Here is a 17710-nt window from a genome sequence, read left to right as displayed (position 1 = left end):
GGATATTCGTCGTCGAGCCAGGTGGTGCCTGGCAGGTGCCGGTTCCACTATCGCCAGGTAGCTTCCTGACGGGAAGTAGGCACCCGCAGGTGCGTAACGTACCGGCGAGGAAGGACGAGGCGATGACGACGATGACGGCGGCCCAGCAGCGGTCCCGGGCCAAGGCGGAGTACGACGCGTTCGTGGCGCAGTGCCCCAGCCGCGACCTGCTCGACCGGATCTCCGACAAGTGGGTGGTGCTGGTGCTGGCCGCCCTGCGCAGCGACGGCTCGCACCCGTTCGGCGCCGACTGCTCCGGCGAGCCCCGCCCGATGCGCTACTCCGAGCTGGCCCGCCTGCTGGCCGGGGTCAGCCAGAAGATGCTCACCCAGACGCTGCGGTCGTTGGAACGGGACGGGTTGGTCACCCGCACCGTCACGCCGACGGTGCCGGTCACCGTCACCTACGAGCTGACCGGCCTCGGCCTCTCCCTGCACCAGGTGATCCGTGGCCTCAAGGGGTGGGCCGAGACGCACATGGACGAGGTGTCCGCCCACCGGGCGACGTACGACGCCCGCACCGCCTGACCGGCGGCGCGGACGCCGTGCCGGCCGGCTCAGAGCTTGTCGAGGAACTGGGTCAGCAGCTCGGTGAACCGCTGCGGGGTCTCCAGGTGGGGCAGGTGGCTGGCACCCTCGATGATCTCCCAGTGCGCCCCGGGGACGAGGTCGGCGAAGGGCCGTGCCGCCGCCGGGGTGACCTCGTCGTGCTCGCCGGTGATCACCAGTGTCGGCGTGTCGATCTGCGGCAGCCGGTCGACCAGCGAGTAGTCGCGCAGCGTACCGGTGACGCAGAACTCGCTCGGCCCGTTCATCGTGTGGTACACCGTCGGATCGCTGTTGATCTCCATGAAGGTGGCCATCAGCTCCGGTGGCAGCGGCTTGCACCGGCAGACGTGGCGTTGGTAGAAGACCATCATGGCGGCCTTGTAGGCCGGGCTGTCGGTGGTGCCGGCGGCCTCGTGCCGGCGCAGCGTCGCGTCCACCCCGGGTGGCAGCGCCGCCCGCAGCACGTCCAGCTCCGTCAGCCACAGCGGGTACGACGCGGGCGCGTTGGCGATCACCAGACCCCGCAGCCCGGCCGGCCGCCGCACCGCGTGCGCCGCCGCCAGCACCCCGCCCCAGGACTGCCCGAACAGCACGTACTCCTCGGCGATGCCGAGCCGGCCCAGCAGGTTGTCCAGCTCGTCGAGGAACAGCTCCACCGTCCAGAAGTCCGCCCCCCGGTCCCGCAGGTGGGTGGAGCCGCCGTTGCCGAGCTGGTCGTAGTGCACCACCGGCCGGCCGGAGCGGCTCAGCCCGGCCAGGTTGAGCAGGTAGTCGTGGCTGCTCCCCGGGCCGCCGTGCAGCACCACCAGCGGCGGCCGGTCGCCGGGCAGCTCACCGGTGACCCGGTACCAGGTCCGGTACGCGCCGAACTCGACGGTGCCCTTGACGGTCGGTGCCAGTGTCATGTCGTCCACTCCCGCTGTCGTCACTGCGCGATCCAGTCCCGTACCACCTCGGCGGTCGTGCCGACCCGACCCTCCATCATGGTGAAGTGGTCGCCGGGCACCTCCCGGAGCGTGTGCGGGGTCTCCCAGGTGGCCCGCCACCCGTCGTCGTTGCCACCGGCCACGATCGACTCCTGCGGCCGGACGAAGAGCACCGGCGGGTCGATCGCCTCCACCGGGCAGCTCTCCAGCAACCGGATGTAGCGGCCCATCGCCGAGAGCCGGGCACTGCTGAACTCGCCGAAGGTGGCCTCCTTGGCCAGCAGCGATTCGAGCATGTGGGTGAAGAACGTCGCCGTGGTGCTGCCGGTGGTCAGGTAGGTGTCCAGCAGCACCACCCCGGTCGGGCCGTGCCCCTGCTGAGCCAGCAGACCGGCGGTGGCGTGGGCGAACAGGCCGCCGGAGGAGTAGCCGACGATGACGTACGGCCCCTGCTCGGCGATCGGGCGGACCATCTCGGCGAACACCCGCACCGCCGCGTCGGCGGAGGCGGGCAGGCTGTCGTCGCGGCCGAAGCCGGGCACCGGCAGGGTCCACACGTCCCGGGTACCACCGAACTCGGCGGTGAACCGGGCGTACTGCTGGTCACCGCCGAGGGCCATCGGCGACGGGAAGCAGACGATCGCCGGTCCCCGGTCACCGCGGGCGAGCCGCCGGGGGGCGGGGATCTGCGGCAGGTCGGCCGGCCCGTCGAAGCTGGGCCGGATGTCGGCCACCGCGTGCAGCAACGCCAGGCCCTGCTGTACCCGACCGCCCCGAACGGCGGTGCCGAACAACGCGCTCATCGAATCGGCGGCGGCGTCGGGCGTACCGGCCCGGTCCTCGGCCGGCGGTGCGGCCAGCTCGGTCCGCAGCAGGGTGGCGAGTTCGTCGACGCTGCCGTGGTCGAAGACCACCCCGGTGGCCAGCCGCAGGCCGGTCGCCTCGTTGAGGGCGGTACGCAGCTCCATCGCGGTGAGCGAATCGAAGCCCAGTTCGACGAAGCGCAGCGCCGGGTCGAGGTCGTCGGCGCCGCCGTGGCCGAGCACCGCCGCGGCGCGCGCCCGCACCAGGTCACGCAGCAGCGCCTGCTGCCCGTCGGCGTCGAGCCCGCCGAGCGTACGCCGCAGCGCCGCCGGGTCGGGCCGGTTCGTACCCGACGCGGCCCGCCTGGTCGGGGCGACCAGGGTCCGCAGGATCGGCGGCACCTCGCCGCCCGCCGGGATGCCCAGGTCGGCCTTGAGCGGGACGAGCACCGCCTCGGTGCGGGCCAGCGCCGCGTCCAGCAGCGCCAGCCCCTCCCCGGTGGACATCGGCAGCACCCCGCCCCGGGACATCCGTGCCCGGTCGGTGCCGCCGAGGCCCTCGGCCATCCCGCCGCCGGCCCACGGCCCCCAGGCCAGGGACTGGGCGGGCAGCCCGACCGCCCGCCGCGCACCGGCCAGTGCGTCGAGGAAGGCGTTCGCCGCCGCGTAGTTGCCCTGCCCCGGCCCACCGAGCACCCCGGCCGCCGAGGAGAACAACACGAACGCGGTGAGCCCCGCGTCGCGGGTCAGCTCGTGCAGGTGGGTGGCGGCGTCGACCTTGGGGCGCAGCACCGCGTCGAGGCGGTCCCGGGTCAGCGACGGGATGATCCCGTCGTCGAGCACCCCGGCGGCGTGCACCACCCCGGTCAACGGGTGGTCGACGGGCACCCCGGCGAGCAGCGCGGCGACCGCGTCCCGGTCGGCCAGGTCGCAGGCGGCCACGGTGACCTCCGCCCCGGCGGCGGTGAGCTCCGCGCGCAGCGCGGCCATCCCGTCCGCGTCGGGGCCGCGCCGGCTGGCCAGCAGCAGGTGCCGCACCCCGTACGCGTCGACCAGGTGCCGGGCGACGAGCCGGCCGAGGGTGCCGCCGGCCCCGGTGAGCAGGACGGTGCCCTCGGCGGTGAAGACACTGCCGGGGGTGCCGTCGGGCGCGGCGGCGGGGGTCAGCCGGGCGGCGTGCGCGACGCCCTCCCGGACGACCAGCTGCGGTTCACCGCCGGCCAGAACCGCCGGGAGGGCCTGCGCCGACCCGTCGTGGTCGTCGAGGTCGACCAGGACGATCCGGTCCGGGTTCTCCGACTGGGCGGACCGGACCAGCCCCCACGCCGCCGCGGCGGCCGGTTCGGTGACCGGGGTGCCCTGGGCACCCCGGGTGAGCACCAGCAGCCGGGACGAGGCCAGCCGCTCGTCGGCGAGCCAGCCCTGGAGCAGGGTGAGCAGCTGCCCGGTGGTGTGCCGGGCCCCGGCGGCGAGGTCCCGGGAGTCGGGTTGCACGCTGGCCACCAGCACCACGTCCGGCACGGACCCGCCCGCGTCCAGGGCAGCCGCGAGGGCGGCCAGGTCGGGGTGGGTCTCGGCACGCAACCCGACGGTGTCGAGCGCGGCGGACACCTTGAACTCGTCGACCCCGACCAGCGCCCAACGGCCGGTCGCCGGGGTGGCGGGCAGCGGCACCGGGGTCCAGTCGACCCGGTAGAGGTGCTCCTGCCGGCCGGTGCGGGCGGCGGCGAGCTGGCCCGCGTCGATCTCCCGCAGCACCAGCGAGTCGACCCGGGCGACGGGTGCGCCGTCCCGGTCGGCGAGGGTGAGGGCGACCTGGTCGGGGCCGACGGGGGTGACGGTGACCCGCAGGGCGTCCGCACCGGTGACGTGGACGGTCACCCCGGTCCAGGCGAACGGGACGGCGGTGGCTCCCTCGCCCCGGGTGAGCCCGACGGCGTGCAGGGCCGCGTCGAACAGTGCCGGATGCAGGTGGAACCGCTCGGTGTCGAGCACGTCGGCGGGCAGCGCGACCTCGGCGTACACCTCGTCGCCGTGCCGCCACGCGGCCCGCAGGCCCTGGAAGACCGGCCCGTAGACCAGGCCCGCGTCGGCCATCCGCTCGTACAGCCCGTCGATCTCGACGGGGGTGGCGGCGGGTGGCGGCCAGGCGGTCGACGGGTCGGCCGGTGGGCTGGCCGGGGTCGGGGTGAGCAGCCCGGTGGCGTGCCGGGTCCACGGCGCGTCGCGGTGCCGGGAGTAGACGGTCACCGGCCGTCCGCCGTCGTCGCCGGGGGCGCCCACGGCCACCTGCACCTGCACGCCGTCGTCGTCCGGGACGACCAGCGGGGCCTGGAGGGTGAGTTCGGCGAGCCGGGCGCAGCCGACGTGGTCCCCGGCCCGGATGACGAGTTCCACCAGCCCGGTGCCGGGCAGCACGACCGTCTCGCCCAGCGCGTGCCCGGCCAGCCACGGGTGGGTACGCCGGGACAGCAGCCCGGTGGCGATCAGCCCGTCGGTGTCGGGCAGTGTGGTGACCGCCGACAGCAGTGGATGGGCGGCGTCGAGCAGCCCGGCGGCCACCACGTCCCGCTCGGCGTCGGTGTCCCGCATCCAGTAGTGCTGGTGCTGGAAGGCGTAGGTGGGCAGGTCGACCTGCCGACCGCCCGGGTTGACCGCCGCCCAGTCCAGGTCGACGCCGCTGGTCCAGGCCCGGGCCATCCCGGTGGCGTACGCCACCACCTGGTCCTCCGCGTCCCGCCGCACCGGACCGACGGTCCCGGACCGCACCCGGCCGCCGGCACGCCGCTGCAACGGAATCGCCACCGCGTCGTCCACACAGTCGGCGACCATCGCGGTCAGCACACTGTCCGGCCCGATCTCGATGAACCGGGTCACCCCACGCGCCGCCAACGCCGCCACCGCATCGGCGAACCGGACCGTCCCCCGCACCTGACCCTGCCAGTACCCGACCGAACCCAACTCGTCATCGCCGGCCAGATCCCCGGTCACCGTCGACACCAACGGAACACCCGCCGGGTTGGCGGTCACCGACTCCACCACCCGCCCGTAGTCGGCCAGCATCGGATCCATCAGGTGCGAGTGGAACGCGTGCGACACCCGCAACCGGCGCGTCTTCACCTCCAGAGACGCCTCCAACGCCGCGACCCGCTCCTCCGTGCCGGACACGACGACCGCGCGGGGACCGTTGACCGCCGCCACGTCGACGTCACCCAGATCCAGCTCCGCCAACGGCGCGGCGATCGCCAACATCGCCCCACCCGCAGGCAACGCCTGCATCAACCCACCACGGGCCGCGACCACCCGGCACGCGTCCGCCAGGGACCACACCCCGGCCACGTGGGCGGCGGCCAGCTCACCGATCGAGTGACCGGCCACGAAGTCCGGCTTCAACCCCCACGACTCGGCGAGGCGGAACAACGCCACCTCGACCGCGAACAACGCGGGCTGCGTCCACCCCGTCCGATCGAGCACCCCGTCCGGATCGGTGAACATCACCTCCCGCAGATCACCACCCAGCAGCGGGGCGAACGCGGCACACACCTCGTCCAGGGCAGCAGCGAACACCGGGAACGCCGCCGCCAGGTCACGACCCATCCCCACCCGCTGCGCACCCTGACCGGTGAACACCACCGCCGTCCGACCCGTGGTGACCCGACCCGACACGCCGCCACCGGCGGTCAGGGCCTCCAGGCCGGCGGCCAGGTCGGCGGCCGTCGTGCCGACGGCGACGGCCCGGTGGTCCAGGGCCGCCCGGCCGGTGGCCAGGGAGTACCCGACGTCGACCGGACGTTCGTCGGTGAGGAAGTCCCGCAGGCGGGTGGCCTGGGCGGTGAGGCCGGTGGTGGACCGGCTGGCCAGCGGCCAGAGCGCCACGGCCGGTGCCGGTGCCGGCTCGGGGGCCACGACCGGCTGCGGGTACTCCTCGACGATGACGTGGGCGTTGGTGCCGCTGATGCCGAACGACGACACCGCCGCCCGACGCGGCCGGCCGTCGACCGCCCACTCGACGGCTTCGGTGGCCAGCCGCACGTCACCCGCCGACCAGTCCACATGCGGACTCGGCGCATCCACGTGCAACGTCCGCGGCACCACCCCGTACCGCATCGCCAACACCATCTTCATCACCCCGGCCACACCGGCGGCAGCCTGCGTATGACCCAGATTCGACTTCACCGACCCCAACCACAACGGCTGCTCCCGATCCCGGCCATACGTCGCCAGAATCGCCTGCGCCTCAATCGGATCCCCCAACGTGGTACCCGTACCGTGCGCCTCCACCACATCCACCTCAGCCGCCGACACCCCCGCATTCGCCAACGCCTGCCGAATCACCCGCTGCTGCGCCGGACCATTCGGCGCGGTCAACCCGTTCGACGCACCATCCTGGTTCACCGCCGAACCCCGGACGAGACCGAGGATCATGTGCCCGTGCCGACGGGCGTCGGACAACCGCTCCAACACCAACACCCCGACACCCTCGGACCAGCCCGTCCCGTCCGCCGCCGCCGCGAACGGCTTGCACCGACCATCCGACGCCAACCCCCGCTGCCGCGAGAACTCCACGAACGTCTCCGGCGTCGCCATCACCGTCACCCCACCGGCCAACGCCAGATCACACTCACCCGACCGCAACGCCTGACCCGCCAGATGCATCGCCACCAACGACGACGAACACGCCGTGTCCACGGTGACGGCAGGGCCTTCGAGGCCGAGGGTGTAGGCGATCCGCCCGGAGACGACGCTGCCGGCGCTGTGCCCGGTCACGTAGTCGTGGTACATCAGCCCGGCGAACACACCGGTGGCGGAGCCGCGCACCGAGGACGGGTCGATGCCGGCCCGCTCGAACGCCTCCCAGGAGACCTCCAGCAGTTGCCGCTGCTGCGGATCCATCAGCACGGCCTCACGCGGCGAGATGCCGAAGAAGGCCGGATCGAAGCCGGCCGCGCCGGGCAGGAAACCGCCCTGGTCGGCGTAGCTGGTGTCGGGGCGGGTGCCGGTCGGGTCGTAGAGCCGGGCCAGGTCCCAGCCCCGGTCCGTCGGGAAGCCGTCGATGGCGTCGACGCCGTCGACGACGAGCCGCCACAGGTCCTCCGGCGAGGACACCCCGCCGGGGTAGCGGCAGGCCATCCCGACGATCGCCACCGGATCGTCACCGGACGCCGTGGTGACGCCCTGCCGTTCCCGCGGTACGTCGAGCGCGCCGCTCAGCTCGCCGTACAGGAAGCCGGCGAGGTCCACCGGCGTCGGGTAGTCGAAGATCAGGGTGGCCGGCAGCCGCAGGTCGACGGCGGTGGAGAGCGCGTTGCGCAGCTCGACGGCGGTGAGCGAGTCGAAGCCGAGGCTCTGGAAGGTGCGGTCTGCCTCGACCACCTCCGGGCCGGGGAGGCCGAGCACGGCGGCGACGTGGGTGTGCACCAGGTGCCGGACGGCACCGGCCCGCTCGCTCTCCGGCAACCCGGCCAGCCAGCCGCTGCCCGGCCGGTCGACCGGGCCGGCGGCGGCGGTACGCCGGGTCGACCCGGCCAGCCCACGCAGCACCGGGGCCAGCCGGTCCCCGAGGGTCCGCAGGGTGGGCAGGTCGAGCCGGGCCGGGACGAGGGTGGCCGGGCCACCGGCGACGGCGGCGTCGAGCAGCGCCAGCCCGTCCCGCGTCGTGAACGGCAGCACCCCGCCCCGGGACATCCGTTCCCGGTCGGTGTCGGCGAGCCGGTCGGTCATCGCCGAACCGGTGCCCCACAGTCCCCAGGCCAACGACACCGCGGGCAGGCCCGCCGCGCGGCGGGTCACCGCGAGCGCGTCGAGGTAGGCGTTCGCCGCCGCGTAGTTGCCCTGACCGGGTGCGCCCAGCACCCCGGACAGCGAGGAGAACAGCACGAACGCCGACAGGTCCCGGTCCCGGGTCAGCTCGTCCAGCAGCGCCGCCGCGTCCACCTTGGGCCGCAGCACGCCGGACACCCGGGCCGGCGTCAACGACGAGACCACTCCGTCGTCGAGCACCCCGGCGGTGTGCACCACCGCCGACAGGTCCGGCACGCCGGCCAGGACGGTGGTCATCTGGTCCCGGTCGGCCACGTCGCAGGCGAGCAGGTCGACCCGCGCACCGGCCCCGGTCAGCTCGGCGACGAGGTCGTCGGCACCGGCCGCCGCCGTACCGCTACGGGACAGCAGCAGCAGCCGGGACACCCCGTGCGCCGTCACCAGGTGCCGGGCCACCGCCGCGCCGAGCGCGCCGGTCGCGCCGGTGACCAGCACCGTGCCGGTGCCGTAGCGCGGTGCCTCCGGGGGCGTCGCCGGCAGCGTGCGCCGGGCGATCCGGGGCACCCGGACGACACCGTCGCGCACCAGCACCTGCGGGTCACCGGTGGCCAGGGCCAGCGGGAGGACGTCGTCGAGCCGGTCGGTGTCGGCGTCGACGAGGAGGAACCGGTCGGGGTTCTCCGCCTGCGCGGAGCGCAGCAGCCCCCAGACGGCCGCGCCGGCCAGGTCGGTCACCTCGTCGCCGACGGCGTACCGGGTGAGGACGACCAGCGGGGCGGCGTCGTCGGCGGCCAACCGGTGCTGGACGATCCCCAGCACCCGGTTCACCTCGGCGTGCACGTCGTCGGTGCCGCCCGCGCGCACCACCACCAGTTCGGCCGGGCCGGCGGTGGGGTTGTCGCCGGCACCCGGGCCGGTGGCCGTGGCGGACGTCCCGCCGGTCTGGGTGGTGTCGGGGTGCCAGGCCCAGGTGGGGACGGTCGCCGAGGGAGTGACGGCGACGGGTTGCCAGTCCAGGCCGAAGATCGCGTCGGCGACCCCGGTGCCGGTAGCGACCTGCACCGGGCGGAGCACCAGCGACCGTACGGTGGCCACGGGTGCGCCGAGCGCGTCGGCGACCGCGATCCGGACACCGGAGCCGGCGGGGGTGAGCCGGACCCGGAGGCTGGTCGCGCCGGTGGCGTGCAGCGTCACCCCCGACCAGGCGAACGGCAGGCCCCGGTGGGTGTCGCCGTCGGCGCGGGTGAGGACGTGCAGGCCGGCGTCGAACAGCGCCGGGTGCAGGCCGTAGCCGTCGTGCTCCGTACTCTCGGGGAGGTCGACCTCGGCGAAGAGGTCGTCACCGGCCCGCCAGGCGCGGCGCAGGCCCTGGAAGGCCGGGCCGTAGTCGAGCCCGCCGGTGGCCAGGTCGTCGTAGAGGCCGGTCAACGGGACGGGTTCGGCGTCGGCGGGCGGCCACGCGGTGAGGGCGACGCCGGGGGTGTCCCCGGCGACGAGGACACCGGTGGCGTGCCGGGTCCACGGGGAGTCGTCCCGTTCCCGCGAGTGCACCTGGACGGCACGTCGCCCGGTCGGGTCGGGCGGCTCGACGGCCACCTGAACCTCGACGCTGCCGGCGTCGGGGACGACGAGCGGCGCGTGCAGGGTCAACTCGTCGAGCACGCCGGTGCCGACCTGGTCACCGGCGTGGATGGCGAGTTCGACCAGGCCGGTGCCGGGGACCACGACGGTGCCACCGACGGCGTGGTCGGCGAGCCAGGGGTGGGTGTGCGCCGACCACCGACCGGTGAAGACCACACCGTCGGTGTTGGCCAGTGGTACGGCGGCGTCGAGCAGCGGGTGGGTGGCGGCGAGCAGGCCGGCACCGACCAGGGCCGGGTCGTAGAGCCAGTAGTGCTGGCGTTGGAAGGCGTAGGTGGGCAGGTCGACCTGCCGGCCACCGGGGTTGACCGCCGCCCAGTCCAGGTCGACGCCGCTGGTCCAGGCCTGCGCCATCCCGGTGGCGTACGCCTGCACCTGCTCCCGGTCCCGCCGCTGCAACGGGATCGCCACCGCGTCGTCCACACAGTCGCCGACCATCCCGGTCAGCACACTGTCCGGCCCGATCTCCACGAACCGGGTCACCCCACGCGCCGCCAACGCCGCCACCGCATCGGCGAACCGCACCGTCCCCCGCACCTGACCCTGCCAGTACCCGACCGAACCCAACTCGTCATCGCCGGCCAGATCCCCGGTCACCGTCGACACCAACGGAACACCCGCCGGGTTGGCGGTCACCGACTCCACCACCCGCCCGTAGTCGGCCAGCATCGGATCCATCAGGTGCGAGTGGAACGCGTGCGACACCCGCAACCGGCGCGTCTTCACCTCCAGAGACGCCTCCAACGCCGCGATCTGTTCCTCGCTGCCGGACACGACGACCGCGCGGGGGCCGTTCACCGCCGCCACGTCGATGTCACCGAGGTCCAGCTCCGCCAACGGCGCGGCGATCGCCAACATCGCCCCACCAGCAGGCAACGCCTGCATCAACCCACCCCGCGCCGCGACCACCCGGCACGCGTCATCCAGGGACCACACCCCGGCCACATGCGCGGCGGCCAGCTCACCGATCGAATGACCCGCCACGAAATCCGGCTTCAAACCCCACGACTCCGCCAACCGGAACAACGCCACCTCGACCGCGAACAACGCCGGCTGCGTCCACCCCGTCTCATCGAGCACACCATCCGGGTCGGTGAACATCACCTCCCGCAGATCACCACCCAGCAGCGGGGCGAACGCGGCACACACCTCGTCCAGAGCCCGCGCGAACACCGGGAACGCTTCCGCCAGTTCACGACCCATCCCCACCCGCTGCGCACCCTGACCCGTGAACACCACCGCCGTCCGACCCGTGGTCAGGTGGCCGTGCACACCCTGGCCGGCGGCGAGGGCACGGAGGCCGGTGACGCCGTCCCCGACGGCCACCCCCCGGTGCTCCAGGGCCGCCCGGCCGGTGCCGAGGGTCAGCGCCACGTCGGCGGGGTTCAGGTCGGCGTCGGTGAGGAAGTCGGCGAGGCGGGCGGCCTGGGCGGCGAGGCCGCTGGTCGACCGCCCGGAGACCGGCCACAGCGGTACCGGCGTCGGGGCCGGCGGGGCGGGCGGTGCGGTCTCGGGGGCCTGTTCCAGGATCAGGTGGGCGTTGGTGCCGCTGATGCCGAACGACGACACCGCCGCCCGACGCGGCCGGCCGTCGACCGCCCACTCGACGGCTTCGGTGGCCAGCCGCACGTCACCCGCCGACCAGTCCACATGCGGACTCGGCGCATCCACGTGCAACGTCCGCGGCACCACCCCGTACCGCATCGCCAACACCATCTTCATCACCCCCGCCACACCGGCGGCAGCCTGCGTATGACCCAGATTCGACTTCACCGACCCCAACCACAACGGCTGCTCCCGATCCCGGCCATACGTCGCCAGAATCGCCTGCGCCTCAATCGGATCCCCCAACGTGGTACCCGTACCGTGCGCCTCCACCACATCCACCTCAGCCGCCGACACCCCCGCATTCGCCAACGCCTGCCGAATCACCCGCTGCTGCGCCGGACCATTCGGCGCGGTCAACCCGTTCGACGCACCATCCTGGTTCACCGCCGAACCCCGGACGAGACCGAGGATCATGTGCCCGTTACGCACCGCGTCGGACAACCGCTCCAACACCAACACCCCGACACCCTCGGACCAGCCCGTCCCGTCCGCCGCCGCCGCGAACGGCTTACACCGACCATCCGACGCCAACCCCCGCTGCCGCGAGAACTCCACGAACGTCTCCGGCGTCGCCATCACCGTCACCCCACCGGCCAACGCCAGATCACACTCACCCGACCGCAACGCCTGACCCGCCAGATGCATCGCCACCAACGACGACGAACACGCCGTGTCGACCGACACCGCCGGCCCCTCCAGCCCGAGCGTGTACGCCACCCGGCCGGTGACGACACTGCCGGAGCTGTGCCCGGAGACGTAGTCGTGGTACATCACCCCGGCGAACACGCCGGTGGACGAGCCGCGCAGGGTGCCCGGGTCGATGCCCGCCCGCTCGAACGCCTCCCACGACACCTCCAGCAGCAGCCGCTGCTGCGGGTCCATGATCACCGCTTCGCGGGGGGAGATGCCGAAGAAGACCGGGTCGAACTCGGCGGCGCCGGTGAGGAAACCACCCCGGTCCACGTACGAGGTGTCGGGGCGGGTGCCGGTCGGGTCGTAGAGCCGGGCCAGGTCCCAGCCCCGGTCCGTCGGGAAGCCGTCGATGGCGTCCGCGCCGTCGGCGATCAGCCGCCACAGGTCCTCGGGTGAGGTGACGCCACCGGGGTAGCGGCAGGCCATCCCGACGATCGCCAGCGGCTCGTCGTCGGCGACGGTCGTGGCGACCCTCCGGACGGCGTCGGCGGCGTCCGGGCCGGCGATCTCGCTGAGCAGGTGCCGGGCCAGGTCACGCGGCGACGGGTAGTCGAAGATCAGGGTGGCCGGCAGCCGCAGGCCGGTGGCGGCGGAGAGCCCGTTGCGCAGCTCGACGGCGGTGAGCGAGTCGAAGCCCAGCTCCTGGAACGCCCGGCCGGCGTCGATCCGTTCGGCGGAGGCGTGTCCGAGCACCGCCGCCACCTGGCTGAGGACCAGGGCGGTCGCGGCACGTTCGCGGTCCTCGGTGGACAGTGCGGCGAGGTCCGCCGCCCACCCGGTGGCCCCGGCGGCGGTGCGGGCGGCCGTCCGCCGGGCCGGGCGGACCAGGCCGTGGAACGGCAACGGCAGGTCCTCGCCGAGGGTACGCAGGGCGGCCAGGTCGAGCCGGGCCGGCACCGCGGTCGGGTACGGGTTGGCCACGGCGGCGTCGAGCAGGGCAAGCCCGTCGGCGGTGGCCAGCGGCAGCACTCCGCCCCGGGACATCCGTTCCCGGTCGGCGTCGCCGAGCCGGTCGGTCATCGCCGAACCCTCGCCCCACAGGCCCCACGCCAGCGACACCGCCGGCAGCCCGGCGACGCGACGCGACACCGCCAACGCGTCGAGGAACGCGTTCGCCGCCGCGTAGTTGCCCTGCCCCGGCGCACCCAACACCCCGGACAGCGACGAGAACAGCACGAACGCCGACAGGTCCCGGTCCCGGGTCAGCTCGTCGAGCAGCCACGCGGCATCCACCTTGGGCCGCAGCACCGCCGACAGCCGGGCGGTGGACAGCGACGACACCACGCCGTCGTCGAGCACGCCGGCGGTGTGCACCACCGCCGACAGGTCGGTGCGGGCGTCGAGGAGGGCCGTCACCTGTGCCCGGTCGGCCACGTCGGCGGCGACCAGCTCGACCTGTGCGCCGGCCGCGGTCAGCTCGGCGACGAGGTCGTCGGCCCCCTGCGCGGCGGGGCCCCGGCGGGACACCAGCAGCAGCCGGGCGACCCCGTGCGTGGTCACCAGGTGCCGGGCCACCGCCGTGCCGAGCGCACCGGTCGCGCCGGTGACCAGCACCGTGCCGGTGCCGAACAGCGGGGCGTCCGGGGTGGCCGGTTCGACGGGCTGACGGGTGAGCCGGGGCACCGAGACCACGCCGTCGCGGACCCGTACCTGCGGCTCACCGGTGGCCAGGGCCAGCGCGAGCGCCGACGTCACGTCCCCGGCGGGGTCGGTGTCGGTGTCGAGCAGCAGCAGCCGGTCCGGGTTCTCGGCCTGCGCCGAGCGGAGCAGCCCCCAGACCGCCGCCCCGGCCAGGTCGGTCACGTCGGCACCGACGGCACGGCGGGTGAGCACCACCAGCCGCTGGGTGTCCGGGCCGGTAAGCCACTGCTGTACCAGGCCGAGCACCCGGTTCACCTCGTCGTGCACCGCCTCCGGGCCGGCGGGGTCCCCGGTCAGCCCGGCGGTCAGCACCAGCAGGTCGGCGGTGCCCGGCCCCGCCGGATCGACCCCGACGGCGACCGGGGTCAGGTCCGACCCGGCGGCGGCCGGCGCGAGGTCCGACCCGCTGCCGGTGGCCGGGTGGCGGGTCCAGTTGGGGGTGGTCGTGCCGGTGGGGGTGCCGATCTCCTGCCAGGTGAGGTCGAACAGCGCGTCGGCGACCCCGCCGGGGCGGGTCACCTGGACAGGGCGCAGCACCAGCGAGTCGATGGTGGCGACGGGTGCGCCGACCGCGTCGGCGACCGCCACCCGTACCCCGGAGCCGACCGGGGTGAGCCGGACCCGGATGCCGGCCGCGCCGGTGGCGTGCAGGGTGAGGCCGGTCCAGGCGAACGGCAGTCCCCGGAAGGTGTCCCCGTCGGCGAGGCCGAGGGCGTGCAGGCCGGCGTCGAGCACGGCGGGGTGCAGGCCGAACCCGTCGGCGTCGACCCCCTCCGGCAGGGTGGCCTCGGCGTAGAACTCGTCGCCGCGCCGCCAGACCCGGCGCAGGCCCCGGAACACCGGGCCGTAGCCGAGGCCGCCGGTCGCCAGGTGCGGGTAGAGGTCGTCGGTGGGCACCGCTTCGGCGTCGGTCGGCGGCCACTGGGTGAGGGCGGTCCCGGTGGTACGGGGGCCGGGGGCGAGCACCCCGCTGGCGTGCCGGGTCCACGGGGCGTCGGTGTCGGCGCTGCGGGCGTACACCTGGAGGGTGCGGGTGTGGTCGGTGCCGGCGGGGCCGACGACGACCTGGAGCTGGACGCCACCGTGTTCGGGCAGGACCAGCGGGGCTTCGATGGTCAACTCGTCGACGGTCTCGACGCCGACCTGCGCCCCGGCGTGCAGGGCGAGGTCCACGTAGCCGGTGCCGGGGAAGACCACCGCGCCGTCGACGGCGTGGTCGGCGAGCCACGGGTGCCGGTCGAGGGAGAGCCGGCCGGTGAGGACGGCTCCGTCGGCGTTGGCGAGGGTGACGGCCGCGCCGAGCAGCGGGTGATCGGCGGAGTCCAGGCCCATGGCGGTGGCGTCACCGGGGTCGGCCGGGGCGTCCAGCCAGAACCGCTGGTGCTGGAAGGCGTAGGTGGGCAGGTCGACCTGCCGGCCACCCGGGTTGACCGCCGCCCAGTCCAGGTCGACGCCGCTGATCCACGCCTGGGCCATGCCGACGGCGTACGCCTCGACCTGCTCGCGCTTGCGCCGCTGGAGCGCGATGGCGGTGGCGTCGTCCACGCAGTCGGCGACCATCGCGGTCAGCACACTGTCCGGCCCGATCTCCACGAACCGGGTCACCCCACGCGCCGCCAGAGCAGCCACCGCATCGGCGAACCGCACCGTCCCCCGCACCTGACCCTGCCAGTACCCAACCGAACCCAACTCGTCATCGCCGGCCAGATCCCCGGTCACCGTCGACACCAACGGGACACCCGCCGGGTTGGCGGTCACCGACTCCAACACCCGCCCGTAGTCGGCGAGCATCGGATCCATCAGATGCGAGTGGAACGCATGCGACACCCGCAACCGGCGCGTCTTCACCTCCAGAGACGCCTCCAACGCCGCGACCCGCTCCTCGGTGCCCGACACCACCACCGCCCGGGGACCATTCACCGCCGCCACGTCGACGTCACCCAGATCCAGCTCCGCCAACGGCGCAGCAACCGCCAACATCGCCCCACCAGCAGGCAACGCCTGCATCAGACCACCCCGCGCCGCCACCACCCGACACGCGTCCTCCAACGACCACACCCCCGCCACATGTGCGGCAGCCAGCTCACCGATCGAATGACCCGCCACGAAATCCGGCTTCAAACCCCACGACTCCGCCAACCGGAACAACGCCACCTCGACCGCGAACAACGCCGGCTGCGTCCACCCCGTCTCATCGAGCACACCGTCCGGGTCGGTGAACATCACCTCCCGCAGATCACCGTCCAACAACGGCCCAAACGCGGCGCACACCTCGTCCAGGGCCTGCGCGAACACCGGGAACGCCACCGCCAGGTCACGACCCATCCCCACCCGCTGCGCACCCTGACCCGTGAACACCACCGCCGTCCGACCGGCCACGGTTCGACCCGCCAGGCCGCCACCGGCCGCCAGCGCCTCCAGACCGGCCACGCCGTCGCCGAGCACCACGCCCCGGTACGCCGAGGCGGCCCGGGTGGTGCCCAGCGAGTATCCGACGTCCACCGGGCGTTCGTCGGTGAGGAAGTCCCGCAGCCGCGTCGCCTGCCCGGCCAGCGCCGCCGCCGACCGGCCGGACAGCGGCCAGAGCACCACCGGCGGCTCGGCGGCCCCGGCCGGTTCGGCGTCCTCGACCGGTGGGGCCTGCTCCAGGATCACGTGCCCGTTGGTGCCGCTCACCCCGAACGACGACACCCCGCCCCGGCGCGGCTGGCCGTGGTCGGGCCACCGCCGTGCCTCGGTGAGCAGCCGCACGGTGCCGGCGGACCAGTCCACATGGGTGGAGGGGACGCCCACGTGCAGGCTCTTGGGCAGCACGCCATGGTGCAGCGCCATCACCAGCTTGATCACACCGCTGACGGCGGCGGCGGCCTGGGCGTGGCCGATGTTCGACTTGACCGAGCCGAGCCAGAGCGGCCGGTCCGCCGGCCGGTCCCGCCCGTACGTGGCGATCAGCGCCTCGGCCTCGATCGGATCGCCGAGGGTGGTACCGGTGCCGTGCGCCTCGATCAGGTCGACGTCGCCGGAGGTCAGCCCGGCGTTGGCGAGCGCCTGGAGGATGACGCGCTGCTGGGCCACCCCGTTGGGGGCGGTCAGGCCGTTGGACGCGCCGTCCTGGTTGATCGCGGAGCCCCGGATGACGGCGAGCACCCGGTGACCGTGGCGTCGGGCGTCGGAGAGGCGTTCCAGCAGCAGCATGCCGACGCCCTCGCCCCAGCCGGTGCCGTCGGCGTCGTCGGAGAAGGGCTTGCAGCGACCGTCGGCGGCCAGCCCCCGCTGCCGGCTGAACGCGACGAACGAGCCGGGCGTCGACATCACGGTCACACCGCCGGCCAGCGCCAGACCGCACTCGCGTTGCCGCAGCGCGTGCGCGGCCAGGTGCAGCGCGACCAGCGACGACGAGCAGGCCGTGTTGACCGTGACGGCCGGCCCCTCCAACCCCATGCTGTACGCGACCCGCCCGGAGATCACCGCGCCGGAGCTGCCGGTGCTCATGTACGCCTCGACCGGCTCGGGCAGCACGGTGAGCCGGTCCCAGTAGTCCTGGCCGCCACAGCCGACGAAGACGCCGACCGGCCCACCGCGCAGCGAGTCGGGGTCGACGCCGGCCCGCTCGCACGCCTCCCAGCTCGCTTCCAACACCAGCCGCTGCTGCGGGTCCATGGCCAACGCCTCGCGGGGCGAGATGCCGAAGAACTCGGCGTCGAACTCGGCGGCGTCGTGGACGAAACCGCCCTGCCGGACGTAGCTGCTGCCGGCGGCGTCCGGGTCGGCGTCGTACAGGGCGGCGGTGTCCCAGCCCCGGTCGGTGGGGAAGTCGCCGATGGCGTCGACGCCGTCGGCGACCAGCCGCCACAGGTCCTCGGGCGAGGTGACCCCGCCCGGGTAGCGGCAGGCCATGCCGACGATCGCGATCGGGTCCTGTTCCTGCGACTCGACCTCGCGCAGCCGTTCCCGGGTCCGGTGCAGGTCGGCGGTGACCCGCTTCAGGTACCCGAGGAGCTTCTCTTCGTTCGACATCGGAACCTCACCAAACTCGTTGCCAGCGGGACAC

The 17710-nt window shown here is 74.1% G+C and carries 3 protein-coding genes; 1 reads left to right on the top strand and 2 read right to left on the bottom strand.

Going from position 1 to position 17710, the window contains the following annotated elements:
- Window positions 1-122 precede the first annotated feature (122 nt).
- A complete protein-coding gene (locus O7612_RS10295) occupies window positions 123-566 on the top strand; it encodes a helix-turn-helix domain-containing protein (protein ID WP_282273869.1) in 444 nt (147 codons plus the stop codon).
- Between the two features lie 29 nt (window positions 567-595).
- Here O7612_RS10295 and O7612_RS10290 read toward each other — a convergent pair whose 3' ends face one another.
- Together O7612_RS10290 and O7612_RS10285 are read right to left on the bottom strand one after the other, a co-directional pair.
- A complete protein-coding gene (locus O7612_RS10290; RefSeq protein WP_348774298.1) occupies window positions 596-1501 on the bottom strand; it encodes a proline iminopeptidase-family hydrolase in 906 nt (301 codons plus the stop codon).
- 11 nt (window positions 1502-1512) lie between these two features.
- Entirely contained in the window at window positions 1513-17676 is a 16164-nt protein-coding gene (locus O7612_RS10285; protein WP_282272559.1) for a type I polyketide synthase, read from the bottom strand.
- Window positions 17677-17710 lie beyond the last annotated feature (34 nt).

Origin of the sequence: Micromonospora sp. WMMD987, from assembly GCF_029581435.1 — a bacterium.
Classification (GTDB): Bacteria; Actinomycetota; Actinomycetes; order Mycobacteriales; family Micromonosporaceae; genus Micromonospora; species Micromonospora rifamycinica.
The sequence above is the reverse complement of the archived record's forward strand: the minus strand, read 5'-3'. Positions and strand labels throughout refer to the sequence as shown.

Excerpts from the sequence above, each read along its gene's own strand:
- O7612_RS10285 (WP_282272559.1), bottom strand. The coding sequence starts at position 17,676 with ATGTCGAACGAAGAGAAGCTCCTCGGGTACCTGAAGCGGGTCACCGCC.
- O7612_RS10295 (WP_282273869.1), top strand. The coding sequence starts at position 123 with ATGACGACGATGACGGCGGCCCAGCAGCGGTCCCGGGCCAAGGCGGAG.